Genomic DNA, 14628 nt, shown 5'->3' with positions numbered 1-14628 from the left:
AAGCCCCTTATCCCGACAAGGGACGAGAGGAAACTTCCCGTGATGCCACCCTAATAATTTCCACAAAACAAGAACTGCAAGCAGAAACTTACTTGAAATCTTTAACGCAGAAAACGGGTAAGCTTTTAACCTACCAGCCCAGGAAACCGAATTCCAAAGAGGGTGTCTTTCATCAACTTTTCTATGGGCTGCTCACAGTCTAAGTCAATTAAGTCTTGAACCTTGATTGACTTTGGACAGCCGTTTCCTGAATAGAAGCATTGATTACTCTTCCCTTTTAAGGCTTTGCTATATATAGTCTACTATATATTTTAAAATTCACTTCCCATATTGTCAATATCATTATTGGATAATTCTCCTAATAACCCTCCTGTGGCCGCTTCCTTCCTCTCAAGCATTTCATCTGTTCTCCCCAGATATTCTTCAACACTTTTGACATTAAAGGCTCTTTCTATTCTATTATCAGGAAAAACAAACTTTGAAACAGCACCTGCGCCGCAGGCGAATATGGACTGTCTTTCCTCCATTATCTGAATATTGTACAGGCTCTCCCTGCCTTTTTTGCTGTAGCCCACATTTTCAAGATTCCCCAGAATGTTTTTCTGCCTGTACAGGTAATAAGGTTCCAGGCCCATAAGTGAAGCGTATTCCCGTGCAGACTCCACCATTTCGGCAACCTGCCGGTATTCCCGGTGCAAACTGTAGCTGTCAAGCTCCTGGGTGAGTCTTGAAGCTCTTTTTATTGCCATGGTGTGAACGGTTATGCTTTCGGGATTGAACTGTGCAATTCTTTCCATGGTTGCTTTGAACATGACCGGATCTTCCCCCGGCAGCCCGCATATGACATCCATGTTAATATTGTCGAAGCCCAGCTCCCGTGCGGTGCCAAACGCCTTTTCCACCTCTGCCGGGGTATGGTTTCTGCCTATCCTTTCAAGTGTAGCGGCATTCATACTCTGCGGATTGATGCTTATCCTTGAAACTCTGCTGCGCCTGACCACCGACAGTTTTTCAAAATCAATGGTGTCGGGGCGGCCGGCCTCAAGAGTATATTCTTTCAGGCAGCTCAAATCCAGCAAGTCTTCAATGCCTCTGAGCAGCCTGTCCAGCTGAAGCGAGCTCACAGAGGTGGGAGTTCCTCCCCCGATATAGACGCTTTCTATCTTCAGACCCTTGCTTTTGATAAGCCCGGATGCATGTGCTATTTCCTTCAGCAGCGCATCTAGGTATTTATCCACCGATTTTTTATACTGCCCTATGGTACTTGAGCTGAAAGAACAGTACAGGCAGCGCGTCGGGCAGAAGGGTATGCCTATATACAGCGAAACACTTCCGGGGACGGAATTTTTAAACAGCTCCCGCTGGTTGACGGCAACGTCAAATAAAAGCCGGGCCTTGTTATCAGTTACATAGTAATCCTCCGTCAGTGTTTTTAAAATCCGTTCTTTACCGGCGCCCCCGTCCAGCAGCTCATTTACCAGCTTGGTAGGTCTGATCCCGGTCATTACGCCCCAGGGAATAATTTTGCCGGTATACTTTTGCAGCAGTAAAAACAGTTCTCTTTTAAATTTTTTCTTTAAACTTTTTATATACGGCTTATTTATATCCTGTCCTTTGGAATCCGGACCGTCCTCAGATACGGGGATATCGGCCTGTTCATCGAAATTTTCAGCCTGAAGCCTGATATTGATTTTCAGGCCCTGACCGTCCTCCCGGGAAAAGCAGCACAATAGAAATGCCCCGGAATCGGTATCCCGGGGGCCGTCAATTTTTACAAGTTCATCTTTTAAAAAAAATAGTTTTATGATATCCTCAAACTCATAGTCAAAGCTGTCACAGGTATTTCTGTAAAAAATCATCAGTATCTCCATTTACATCTTTTTGGTACAAGACTGTTGTTACCATTCGATTGCATGTTTGATCGGGTTGGTCATTTTCTCGTCCTCTATTGTCGTCGGCCTTCCGTGTCCGGGATAAACCCTTGTCTCACCGGGAAGATTGAAAAGTAGATCAACTATGGAAGCGTATATATCTTCAAAGCTACCGTTAGGCAGGTCGACTCTGCCATAGCCCGAATTAAACAGCGTATCGCCTGAGAACAGCTCATTATTTACTTGTATACAAATTGATCCGGGCGTGTGTCCAGGTGTATGAATTACTTTTAATTCAAGCTCACCAAGCCTTAAAATGCTTCCGTCCCTTAAAACCTCACATTGTGTATTAAAAGTCTGTGCCTTAAATGCATATGCCGATACATTATATCCGGCATCTGTCAGAGAGGGTTCGTCATTTATGTGAATATAAGCCCTGGCGCCTGTCTTTTCAGCAATGCTGTCCAGTTCAGCAATGTGATCAATATGACCGTGGGTTAGAATTATTTTTTCAATGTCAACCTTCATATCGGCAGCAGCTTTAATAACCTTTTCGCTTTTTACACCTGCATCTATCAGCACCGCTTTATTTCCTTCACATATCAAATATGCGCAGGAATCAAACATTCCACCTGTAATAGTTTTTATTCTCATAATCCATCCCCTTCTAGAACTCTCTTTTACTGTCCAACAAAAGTGTGACCGGTCCGTCGTTGCTTATATCCACAAGCATTTCGGCCTGAAATATTCCTGTCTGAACCTTCACACCAAAACCTCTGCATTTTTCTACAAAGCCTTCATATAACGCTTTAGCCGCTTCAGGCCTTGCGGCCCTGTCATATCCGGGCCTCCTGCCTTTTCTGCAGTCCCCGTATAAAGTGAACTGGGAAACAACCAGGAGCTCTCCCCCAACCTCAAGCAGTGACAGGTTCATTTTACCGTTATTATCTTCAAATATTCTTAAATTGATTATTTTATCAGCCAGGTAATCAATATCCCTGTCGGAATCCTCCTGACCCACTCCCAGCAGCACCGTCAGTCCTTTACCGATCTCTCCCGCAATGCTGCCGTCAACTGTCACGCTGGACTTTTTAACTCTCTGAACAACCGCCCTCATCTATTGCTCCAATCTGCCTTTTACCATATAATTCAGGAAACCCAATTGCAAACTAATGCAAGTTATTGTTTATTCCTTGTTACATCAAATACACTGTCTATTTTTCTGAGTCTCTTTATTATCTTTTCCAATTGTTCTGTATTTGTTATTTCAAGTGTGAGATTTATTACAGTTACCTGCTCTCTGGTGGTTCTGGCATTAACAGCCTTGATGGGCACTTTCAGCTCTGCAATGCTGTTTGTAACGTCCAGCAGCAGGGAAGTCCTGTCATTAGCCATCAGGGTTATGTCGGCCTTATATGCCACGTCATTGGTGGTATACCATTTGACATCTATAAGTCTGCCCTCTTCTTCAAGCCCCGCCGAAACATTTATACAGTCACTGCGGTGCACCGAAACTCCCCTTCCCCGGGTAATATAGCCAATGATTTCATCGCCCGGTACGGGATTGCAGCACCGTGACAGCCTGACCAGACAGTTGTCGATACCCTTGACAACCACACCGCTTTCGGGGATGTTCTTTTTCTTTCTTTCATTTCTGGTTTGAGCAATAGATTCAAGTATCTGCTCTATTTCTTCAGGCTTGAGGGTTTTCTTCAATTCTTCCTTAAGCTTGGTAATGACCTTATTGGTGGTTATGGCACCGTAACCGATTCCCGCATATAAATCATCAAGTGTGGCAAAGTTATATTTCCTCAGTACCAGTTCAACCCACTCGGTTCTGAATAATTGACTGTAGGTGAGCCCTTGCTTTTTAAGCTCCCTTTCAACCAGTTCCTTGCCTCTGACAATGTTTTCTTCTCTTTTTTCCTTCTTAAACCATTGATTTATCTTATTTTTTGCCTGACTGCTCTTAACTATTTTGAGCCAGTCCCTGCTGGGGCCATGTATGGTTGAAGAGGTAAGAATATCTATTATGTCGCCATTCTTCAATTTATAGTCGATAGGCACCATTTTCCCGTTAACCTTGGCTCCTATCATCTTGTTTCCGATGGCACTGTGAATGGAATATGCAAAATCCACCGGGGTCGACTCGAACGGAAGACTGACCACATCTCCCTTGGGAGTGAATACAAAAACTTCGTCTGTAAAAAGGTCTACCTTCAGGGTCTCCATAAATTCACTTTCATCCCTGGTATCCTTCTGCCATTCCAGAAGCTGCCTGAGCCATGCAAATTTATTGTCGGATTCCTTTGTACCTATGGCGCCTTCCTTGTACTTCCAATGGGCGGCAATACCCACCTCGGCTACCCTGTGCATGTCCCAGGTCCTTATCTGGACCTCGAAGGGTTGTCCTTCAGGACCGATCAATGTGGTATGAAGCGATTGGTACATGTTTGGTTTGGGTATTGCAATATAGTCCTTGAACCTGCCGGGCATGGGCTTATAGAGTTCATGAACCAGTCCCAGCACCGCGTAACAGTCCTTTACCGAATTTACAATCACTCTGAAGGCGAACAAATCATATATCTGATCCAGTGTTTTATTCTGCTTTACCATTTTCCTGTAAATACTGTAGAAATGCTTTGGTCTGCCGTCTATCTGGGAGTTTTCTATTCCAAGCTCACTGGTTTTCTCTCTGAGGGTCTTGATGATATCTTCTATATATGCTTCTCTTTGCTTGCGCTTGAAAGCTATTTTCTCAACAAGATCATAGTAGCCCTTGGGGTCCAGATATCTGAGACAGATATCTTCCAGCTCCCATTTGATCTTTGAAATACCAAGACGGTGAGCCAGCGGAGCATATATCTCCAGAGTTTCCCTGGCCTTTTCAATCTGCTTGCCCTCGTTCATGTATTTCAAGGTTCTCATGTTGTGCAGCCTGTCTGCCAGCTTTATCATAATAACGCGGATGTCCTTTGCCATTGCAACAAACATTTTGCGCAGATTTTCCATCTGCTGCTCTTCCTTGGAGGTAAAGGGCAGCTTGCCCAGCTTTGTCAGTTTTGTGACCCCGTCAACAAGATCAGCCACTTCAACCCCGAACTGGGTTTTTATTTCCTCATAGGTACAGGTGGTGTCCTCAATGGTATCATGAAGAAGGGCAGCGACAAGTGCAGTGCAGTCCAGCTCCATCTCGGCAAGGATTATTGCAACCTCTACGGGATGAATTATATAGGGCTCCCCTGAATTTCTCTGCTGACCCTCATGCGCTGTCTTTGACACATGATATGCCTTTTTAAGCAGTTCAATGTTACTGTTGGGATCATATTTTTGTACTTTTTCAACCAGCACTGAAAAGCTATCTGTCAAAGCATCCTCCACCTAGTCATCAATGACTTGATAAATTTTAATTATACGTTATTGTTACTGTTATACCGGTACTCTTTATTAAGGTCCCAAGCCATGTTATGGCTTTGAGCCGCAAACACTTTGAATATTTTACTCGGCCATAAATTAAAAGGATACTATTGAATTGACCTTATAGCCCTCTAATTTCTTTCTGCCTTCCAAAAAACCGAGTTCAATAAAATAAATTATTCCGGCTACCTCTCCGCCAAGCTGTTCGATGAGTTTTATGTTAGCTTCAGTGGTACCGCCGGTTGCAAGCAGGTCATCGACTATGAGGACCTTTTGCCCGGGCTTGACTGCATCTGCATGCATTTCCAGAACATCTTTTCCATATTCCAGATCATACTCAACCCTGATGGTTTTATACGGAAGCTTGCCCTTTTTTCTAACCGGAACAAAACCTTTCCCCATCTGGTATGCCAAAGGTGCACCGAATATGAAACCCCTGGATTCCGAACCCACGATTATATCAAAATCCCCTATCTGCTCCGCATATCCCTTAAAGGTATCCATGCACACTTTAAAGGCTTCCGCATCCTGAAGTACAGTTGTGATATCGATAAAATCAATCCCCTCTTTGGGAAAATCCATTACATGCCTCAGCTTAGCTCTTAAGTCCATTTAAATATACCTCTTTTCATGGTACTGAATTTATGTATAGATATTATTATAAATAAATAATTACTCACTTACAACATACTTTTTTAAGGCCGGATACCCAACCCTGCCGGAATCATTTGTTTCAGCGGTAATACTGCATAACCAGCTGTACATTCCTGTAACCATTATACTCATTTATATCTATATTAAATATGATATCCAGCTTTACAAGGCTGGTTTGACCTGTGTAAAGGCTTGTCAGTTCCCGTGCTCCATATTTTTCAGAAATGTAATTGTCAAAGTCGCATATATTCCCAAAGTAAATTGCATCAATATACTTACCCGGAGACGACAAAAGTCTGAGCTTGAGTATTTTCCTCCCGGAGCCCAGCACTGCAGCTCTGGTTACAGTGATCCCCTTCTCGGCGAATAGAGGCTTTGAATTGCCTTTCCCGTAAGGCTCCAGCAGCGATAGTTCCTCTGCAACCCTGAGATTTATATGTGACAGAAGGATTCTTGCATCTATGTACACCTTTGGAATAAGATCCTCCTCTGTGAGGGTTGCAGTTTCATTAAGCTGCTTTCTCAGCAGTTCCAGCTTCTCCCGGTCAAGACTGAGACCCGCGGCCATGGGATGCCCTCCGAAACGGTTCAGAAGTTCCTTGCACTTCAACAGTCCTTCAAACATATTATATTCTTCAATGGATCTTCCGGAACCCTTTACCCCGCTCTCGGCATCAGTTATTATAAATGTAGGAACATTATATTTTTCCCGGATTTTTCCGGCAATTATTCCTGCTATGCTCTCATGTATGTCAGGTTTGTATACCACCAGGATTTTATCCTGCTTCAGACTGCTGCCTTCAATAGTCGCTACCGTTTCTTCCACACCTGCCAGAGTCATGTCCTTTCTTTCGGTATTGAGATTGTGAAGTTCAAGGGCAAGGAGCTCAGCCTCCCTATCATTGTCGCTCAAGAGCATTTTCAACCCTTTTTCGGCCCAGTCCAGCCTTCCGGAGGCATTGATGCACGGCCCTATAATAAACCCAAGGTGATAAACTCCTATTTCCTTTCCAAAAATCCCGGTCTGTTTCATAAGTGCTTTCAACCCGATATTTTTAGTCTGACCTATGACAGAAAGACCTTTCTTCACCAGAATCCTGTTTTCACCCACCAGATCCACCACGTCGCAAACCGTAGCTATTGCAACAAATTCGTAAAAGTCATCGCATTCATTACCCGGAACGTCCATTTCGCTGTAAAGCACCTGGACAAATTTAAATGCTACTCCGGCTCCGCAGAGAAGTTTGAACGGATAACCGCAGTCGGCACGCTTTATATCAATTACCGCATCTGCTTCGGGCAATATATGCAGCCTTTCATTATTTTCCGTTTCAACAAAGGGAACCTCGTGGTGGTCGGTAACAACCACCGTAAGACCTGCTGCTTTGGCATATTTGATCTGTTCGGTTGCCGCAATGCCGTTATCACAGGTTATAATGGTATCAACATCATCCTCTTTCGCTTTATCGATAATACTGTTGTTTATGCCATATCCGTCAAATATTCTGTGAGGTATGGCATAATCAACTTCTGCTCCGCATCTGGTCAAAGCCCTGTACAGAATAAAAGTGCTGACCACCCCGTCCACATCGTAATCTCCGATTATTCTTATCTTGCAGCCTTTTTTTATTTTATCGGTTATTATATTAACGCCCTTTTCAAGGTCCTTCATACCTCTTGCATCGTACAGATCGGCAATATCGGAGCTTATAAATCTCCTGGCGGTATCATAATCAGAAATCCCCCTGTTTACCATAATCCTGCACAATAAAGGACTCACACCTAAAGCCTCTGACATTTTTTCAAAGTCATTCTTAGGATTTTTTAAAATCCACTTTTCCAATTTACGCCCCCCATAAATTAACAGGTTGACTTGGAAGACGAGCATTAGCCATGTCTTTCAGGTCAACCTCATTTTTGTCCCATTGAAGCTATCAACAACTCAATTGCAATCCTATCGGACATTTTTCCCGTTTTTATGGACTCATCCAGTTCCAGACTGTAGTACATGGCTTTTTCCAGAACACTGATGTCCAGATTGCGGCTGACATTCATAACTTTTGATGCCACAAAAGGGGTCAGACCCAGTTGTTTTGCGGCAGCGTCCTCCCTTACCCCCTGTTTTCTCAACTGCTTTATCCTGTACACCATCCTTATCTGCCGGATTATCATGAATAAAACTTTCTGCATGGGCTCTTTCAATGCCGCCATATCATTTAACAGTGACAATGCCCTGGAATTATTCCCTTCGGAAATAGCGTCAGTGAGATCAAATATCCTGCTTTTAATTGTCTTATTGCATACCATTTCCGCTTCTTTTAAAGATATTTCATTTTTATTTTCCACATAATTTACCAGCTTGTCTATTTCGTTGAGCAGCTCTGTCATGGAATATTCGCTGTTTTCAACAATATATGAAGCTGTCATCTGATCTATGCTTTTATTATAGCTGCCAAATACCTTAACCACCCATTTGACAAGATCGGCCGGCTTCTGGTAATCCATCTCGACTATAAGACCGCATTTTTTTATTGTATTGACAAGCTTTATTCTCTTGTCGATTTCACTTTCAATAAATATCAGACAGGTGTAATCCGGCATATTTTCAAGGTAACCGGCCAGCTTGTCCTTTCCGGATTTTTTGTCGGTTCCCGAATCGGCGGTTTCGCCTTTTTTCCCTTTAAAAAGACCGGTATTTTTTGCAACGACAAGTTTTTTTTCGCTGAACATGGGTAAGGTTTCGCAGTTGGATATGATTGCCTCAGCCTCTGTTTTCCCTTCAAAATAAATATAGTTGAATTCCTTGTTTTCCTCCTGGATTATAAGCCTGGAAATGGCATTTGCATAGTATTTTTTCAAATATTCTTCTGCACCCGTAAACAGGTAAATATTCTGCAGCCTGCTTTCTTTCAACTGTTTTTTCAGGATATCCAAACTCATAGCGTATCTCCTTTAGCTCTAATGCTCAAATATAACCAAACTTTACTTTTCAAAATCCTATTCTAATTAATAGCAGCTATTTATGAAGCATTGTACTTATTCTCAGGTCCTGTCCGTAGCTTGTAACGGTTACCGCCCCGCATTCATCGGTTCTGTAAAGCTTTGTGTTCCTCTCCAGAAGCCTGTCCACAACAGCCTGGGACGGGTGCCCGAAATGGTTGCGCTCTCCCACTGAAATTACGGCAACCCGGGGCTTTACCCTGTCCAAAAAGGCCTCACTGCTTGAAGTGATGGAACCGTGATGCCCCACCTTAAGCAAATCCGCCTCAAACTCGTTGTCTGACTCAACGAGTCTTTCCTCCACCGGCACTTCACTATCGCCGGTAAATAATACTTTTATGTTTTTGTAAATTAATTTTAACACCAATGAGCTGTTATTTAAAGACTGTTGTGACAGTGTATCCTTTGAAAACTCCAGGGGGTTCAGAACTTCAAATTTCGTTTCCCTGTCCAGGCGGATTGAATCACCTTTTTTACACTCTTCAATTTTTATGCCTCTCTTCATGCAAATGGCCTCCAGTTTTTCAAAACCGTTCCCGTCGGTATCGGGGAGGATCACCAACCCCACCTGCATTTCTTTCAAAACAGCCTCCAACCCTTCTGTATGATCCGAATGCCCGTGGCTTGCTATGACTATGTCTATGCTTTTTGTCCCCTGGTCCAGAATATATGGTACCATAACGGCTTCACCTATATCAAATGAAGATTTTGAGCCTGCCTCCCTTCCTCCTCCGTCAATCAATACTTTTTTACCGTGTGCCGTTTTTATGAAGGCACCATCCCCCTGCCCAACATCAATAAAGGTAATCTCCATTGGCCTGGGAAGCAAGGAGCCGGCCACGGCAATTAAAACTGCAAAACCTGCCGCCGCCAATTTTATCTGTCTGAAACCTGTTATGCTATTGAGGCTCTGTCTCCATTTAAAAAGATAGAGAATAATAATATAGTAAAGTAAAACCAGCCAAATGGGTGGGGTGGGAAGTTTTAATGAAGCATAGGGAACTTTTGAGGATATTTCGGTGACAAAGAGTACAAAGGACAGAAAAGAATTGTTTATATAGCCTATAAGTACCGCCAGCCGAATATTCAGCAAGCCTGCAAAAACCATGACAAATCCTATTATTGTTATGATCTGGACCATTGGAACAACTAGAAGATTTGAAATGACCGATATCAATGATAAATTGTTGAAATAGTATAATGTGACCGGCACCACTCCCAGCTGGGCTGCAAGAGTAGCCGCCAGAGTATCGGACACAATTTCAGGAATACGCCTGTATGTCACGGCTTTCTTTATTGCCGGATAAAACATCACAAGGGACAGCGTTGCCATAAAAGAAAGCTGAAACCCTATGTCGTATAGGGTATAAGGGTTAATAAACAAAAGTATCAGTGCAGCGGCTGAAATACTTGTATATATGTCTGTTTCACGCATAATTATTTTCCCCGACAGAATTATTATGCCCATAATCACCGCCCGGACCACCGAGGCTGAGAATCCTGCCACAAAAATAAAGAGTATCAGCACAAAAATGGTTATAAACCCGGATGTCTTATTTCCCAGACGCAATTTATCAAACAAAAACATCAGCGGCAGAATAATAAATGCAACATTCATTCCCGAAGCTACCATTATATGGGTCAAACCGGCCTTGCTAAAGGCCTGGAATGCATTCTCATCCAGGCCGTCCTTATATCCGATGATCATTCCGGCTAAAAGGCCTGCCTGGTTTTTGTCAAGACTGTGCTCAACGATTCCCAATACGGTATTTTTAATTTTAAAACCCAGCTTATTGATCCAGCCCCCCGGCTCATTGCCAACAACCCTTATATTCGCATAGTTGAGCAGATTAACTGTTCCGGATACCCCTTGCGAGGCCAGATACCTTTCATAATTGAAGCCTCCTGGATTTGTGGCCGGTTTGGGCTTATTGATGACTGCATTTAAAGAAAGCCGGGTCCTGTAAGCGATTTTGCCATAATCAGAGCCACTGCCGCCATACAGGTTAACCATCAATTTGGCGGAGACCGGCTTTCTGTCGGCCTTAAAAATAAACACAAGTTTATCTCCGTCCTTCTCAACCTCACTGTCAACATAGCCTTGAAACGTAATTTGTTTACCATAAATTTCTTTCAGCCCGCTGGTATACACTTTTTGAGAATTATTAAACAATATGCCTCCTGCAGTAAAGAACAGCAGGGATAAAAGTATTAGAACCGCTGTTTTTCCAAATCTGTTGAATACTATGATCAAAATTAAACAGCTGATTGCTGCTGAAAGCAAAAATGGGAAAAAGCCGAGTTTGTCCGAGAACAGAATTCCCGCAATAAAGGATATGCAAAAAAGACATAGCGGTCTCTTAAAAAACATGTGACCTCCACAAATTGAATTAACGTGTTGTGCTGATTAAATCAAGCTGTAAAGCAAAATAAAATTTTAATTAGCACAACAGGTTAAATTAAGAAATTATAAGATAGTAGAAAGGAACCTGGAAACCTATATGAAGATATTGACAACAGAATGTATTACCTTGAAAAGATTTACTGGAAAGGAATTGTTGATTTGGTTTATTGATATGATTTGTTGATTTAATTTGCCAGTTTGACCCGATAATAGAAAACTATACACAAAAACGCCCTGTTCAGGACGTTTTTGCGGTTTATGATAAAATTACATCACTCTTTTTGCACCAATATATTTTCCCCGGTATTCAGACAGGTCTTGAATAAGAACCTGTTTGTTTGAGGTTGAAGCATGTATAAACTTGCCTCCGCCTATATAAATACCTACATGGTCTATTACGCCGGATGCCTTTCTGGAAGATGCGTCAAAAAATAATAGATCTCCTGCTTTTAATGCACTCTTTGATACCTTGATACCGTCAGAATACATGCTTGCTGCGGAACTATTAAGTTTTATTCCGAAATTACCGTAAACGTATCCGACGAATCCTGAGCAATCAAAGCCGCTTGGGCTTTTTCCACCATAAACATACCGTACTCCAACAAATTTCTTGGCATATGCAATTACTTCACTTGCTGCAGAATCATCAGCTGCTTCGGTATCTTCTGCCTCAAGAGTTGCTGCCGTTGTAGAACGAGATGATTTTTGTTCGGTACTGGCAGCTGTAACAAATTTGGTGGCTACATAACCAATCTTTGCGTCTACCTTTACCTTGTGCCAACCCGAGAGAGTATCAAGAATTTCTACACTCGTCCCCTTACTTAGAGCATCAATTATTTCGCCTGATGTGCCGGCAGTTTCTCTGAAATTAACACCATTAGCATTAATCTTTCCTTTTGCAGTCAGAACTTTTATGTAGTCACTGCTTACCCAACCTGTCTTTCCACTAAAGGAAATCTTGTACCACCCATCAGAACCGTCAACAACCGATACCCTTGAATTGGATAACTTTGTAATTATACTTGAAGAAGTATCCGGCTCTGTTCTGACGTTCACTTTTGTTCCTACAATCTGCGCCGGCTGTGATGCAGCCATAGCAACCGAACAAATAAGCACCAGAGAAAAAGCAAAAATACATCCGACAAGTATCTTGCTGATCTTACCTGACATTGGCTCCTCCTATAATTCGCTTCCGAAGTTAGCTGCCGGGCTCGGGCAATAGGACCTCCCTACCATTTGCATGGACTCACCCCAAAAATTTGGTTCCTCCGTACCTCTCTCGAGGATTCAGCTTTTATTGGCAAATAAAATCCAATCAGCCAAATATGGTTACAATTTGGTTACAATTCATTTATTTGCTCACTTGAACATTATATTCAATCTGTAACAGTTTGTCAAACTTTTTGAAATAAAACAGCAATTTTTTAGTAATATTTTTGTAATATCTTTGACATTATAGTAGTTTGCACATAATTTGAACAGTTTGATTAAAATTTATATCATCCTTGTTAGGCAGTCCTTTACAGTCATAAAACCCGCACTTTGTCCAAAAATTTATACCTGACATATTATTTTTATACACCGAAAGATAGATTGCTTTGGTAAGGCATATCTGCTTTAAATATTCCTGCAGCAGCTCAACCACCCTTATGCCGTACCCCTTGCGCTGATAGGGCGTGTCTATTATCAAGGAGTTAATCCAGGCCAAATTGTCCTTGTCTATTAATGCTCCTTTTATCAAACCTATGATTTCACCGGAATTAAGGCGCACATCCAAAAAGAAAATATTGTCTCTTTGAATAAACTGAGAAATATTGTATGCAAACTTCTCATATTCTACAGACTGAAAAAAACCGGTGGCATATTTAAAGTCGTCTGAATTCCTGTAAATTGAATATATTTTCGGTATACTTGTCTTATCAATATTCGTTATGTTGAAAAAATCGTCCTTAATATGAATATTCAGCATATTATCCACCTGATTCACCTGAAAAAATTCAGATTTTATCATAATGTAATCCTTTATAGGATTATACCAAATATTTTGCAGATAACAAAATTTAAATTTATATATTCAGGAAATATTTGACATTCTTTTTTATATTTATTATATTTATTCTAAATTAAATTTTTCAAGCGGAGAGTATAAATTATGTGTGGTAATTTGGAGAGTTTTGACAGGCAATTGTTTGAATGCTGCATTATAATGGTATCAATATTATTAAAGCAATACAGAAATAAAATGATTGATATAACTGATTTCAAATGCCATACGGCAAATAAAATCAGGTATATCTTTGAAAATATGGAATGCGAAACGAATATTGAGAAGAAAAAAAATATTGAAAATTTATTAAAGGAGTGTAATACAATTAACTCATATAATTAATCATGCTTGTAAAACTTAAGTATAAGACTGTCTATTCGTTTGCTGATTCTAAGAATGTCATGCTGTGCCCATGGTTCATTTTCCAGAAGATCATAGAGCTCTTCTTTCAGACATTCCACTTCTTTGTTAAGCAAAAAGTATTTGTTTTCCATAATTATCCCCATTCTTTTCTTTTGTAAGATGATCCGTTTTGCATAATATTACCATTATTTTTGTAAAAAGTAAATACAAAAAATCCATAAATGTATTATTTTTGTATATTTTTCCCTTAAATGCATATAATAAAGTATTTGAAAAAATTTCATAAATATACTTTACAATTTTTATAAAAAAGTTTATATTAATATCGAATAGTTTGAATTTCAAAGTAAAAATATTGAGGTGCCATGATGAATTCTCAAAACGGAAATGAATTGCTGCTTGTTGACCAGCTTTTCAGGAAATTGTTTGATAAGTATTATAAGCTGGAAAGCAAAAAATTTTTTAGTAAAAACCTCGAAGATCTTACTGTAATCGAAATCAACACAATACTTGTTATCGGCCATGGTTCGGAAAATAAAAAGATGTCTGAAATCGCCAACACCTTGGGGGTTACCTTCGGCACTCCCACCGTCACAATCGACAGGTTGATTAAAAAAGGTTATGTGATCAGGCAGCGGGATGAAGAAGACAGGCGTCAGGTTTTTATATCCTTATCCGAGACCGGAGTGAGCGTATTTGAATCAATTGTGCAGCTGAGAAATAAAATTGCTGAAAAAATCTTTGGTATACTTGACCCTTCGGAGAGAAAAGCATTAATAGATATTCTTTCCAATCTGAACTCTCATTTTGACAATGTTTTCAGTTAATAAAATTTTTTGTCATAATACTTTGAACTTCAAATTATTTTAATT

General features: G+C 40.9%; 12 protein-coding genes and 1 riboswitch. Of the genes, 1 reads left to right on the top strand and 11 read right to left on the bottom strand.

From position 1 onward, the window contains the following. Positions 1–311: 311 nt before the first annotated feature. The 11 genes from hemZ to T344_RS0104550 all read right to left on the bottom strand — a co-directional run bounded on the left by hemZ (position 312) and on the right by T344_RS0104550 (position 13887). Positions 312–1859, bottom strand: coding sequence for a coproporphyrinogen dehydrogenase HemZ (hemZ, locus tag T344_RS27600; protein ID WP_034860609.1), 1548 nt, complete (start codon positions 1857–1859; stop codon positions 312–314). A 39-nt stretch (positions 1860–1898) separates the two neighbouring features. Further along, a complete protein-coding gene (locus T344_RS0104600) occupies positions 1899–2525 on the bottom strand; it encodes an MBL fold metallo-hydrolase (protein WP_027627731.1) in 627 nt (208 codons plus the stop codon). 13 nt (positions 2526–2538) lie between these two features. Beyond that, positions 2539–2988 carry a D-aminoacyl-tRNA deacylase gene (gene dtd, locus T344_RS0104595; RefSeq protein WP_027627730.1) on the bottom strand — a complete coding sequence of 150 codons (450 nt, stop codon included), beginning with the start codon at positions 2986–2988 and terminating at the stop codon, positions 2539–2541. A gap of 62 nt (positions 2989–3050) precedes the next feature. Further along, positions 3051–5240: a RelA/SpoT family protein gene (locus tag T344_RS0104590; protein WP_027627729.1), complete on the bottom strand. Its 2190-nt coding sequence runs from the start codon at positions 5238–5240 to the stop codon at positions 3051–3053. A 144-nt stretch (positions 5241–5384) separates the two neighbouring features. After that, positions 5385–5900, bottom strand: coding sequence for an adenine phosphoribosyltransferase (locus T344_RS0104585; RefSeq protein ID WP_027627728.1), 516 nt, complete (start codon positions 5898–5900; stop codon positions 5385–5387). Positions 5901–6021: 121 nt separating this feature from the next. Beyond that, positions 6022–7785 carry a single-stranded-DNA-specific exonuclease RecJ gene (gene recJ, locus T344_RS0104580; RefSeq protein WP_027627727.1) on the bottom strand — a complete coding sequence of 588 codons (1764 nt, stop codon included), beginning with the start codon at positions 7783–7785 and terminating at the stop codon, positions 6022–6024. Positions 7786–7853: 68 nt separating this feature from the next. Next, positions 7854–8882, bottom strand: coding sequence for a DNA polymerase III subunit delta (gene holA, locus T344_RS0104575; protein WP_027627726.1), 1029 nt, complete (start codon positions 8880–8882; stop codon positions 7854–7856). Between the two features lie 76 nt (positions 8883–8958). Continuing rightward, positions 8959–11313, bottom strand: coding sequence for a DNA internalization-related competence protein ComEC/Rec2 (locus T344_RS0104570; protein ID WP_027627725.1), 2355 nt, complete (start codon positions 11311–11313; stop codon positions 8959–8961). 300 nt (positions 11314–11613) lie between these two features. Beyond that, complete coding sequence (locus T344_RS0104565; RefSeq protein WP_027627724.1) at positions 11614–12516, bottom strand: C40 family peptidase; 903 nt, start codon at positions 12514–12516, stop codon at positions 11614–11616. A gap of 1 nt (position 12517) precedes the next feature. After that, positions 12518–12649: riboswitch (cyclic di-AMP (ydaO/yuaA leader) on the bottom strand. A 150-nt stretch (positions 12650–12799) separates the two neighbouring features. Further along, a complete protein-coding gene (locus T344_RS27595; RefSeq protein ID WP_162178023.1) occupies positions 12800–13315 on the bottom strand; it encodes a GNAT family N-acetyltransferase in 516 nt (171 codons plus the stop codon). 416 nt (positions 13316–13731) lie between these two features. After that, the gene (locus T344_RS0104550) at positions 13732–13887 is read right to left on the bottom strand and encodes an aspartyl-phosphate phosphatase Spo0E family protein (RefSeq protein WP_004623316.1); all 156 of its coding nucleotides are present in this window, start codon (positions 13885–13887) and stop codon (positions 13732–13734) included. Positions 13888–14121: 234 nt separating this feature from the next. Between T344_RS0104550 and T344_RS0104540 the strand changes: the two genes are divergently transcribed. Then, complete coding sequence (locus T344_RS0104540) at positions 14122–14583, top strand: MarR family winged helix-turn-helix transcriptional regulator (RefSeq protein ID WP_242842027.1); 462 nt, start codon at positions 14122–14124, stop codon at positions 14581–14583. Positions 14584–14628 lie beyond the last annotated feature (45 nt).

The sequence above is a fragment of the Ruminiclostridium cellobioparum DSM 1351 = ATCC 15832 genome (genome assembly GCF_000621505.1).
GTDB classification, from domain to species: Bacteria; Bacillota; Clostridia; order Acetivibrionales; family DSM-1351; genus Ruminiclostridium; species Ruminiclostridium cellobioparum.
The sequence above is the reverse complement of the archived record's forward strand: the minus strand, read 5'-3'. Positions and strand labels throughout refer to the sequence as shown.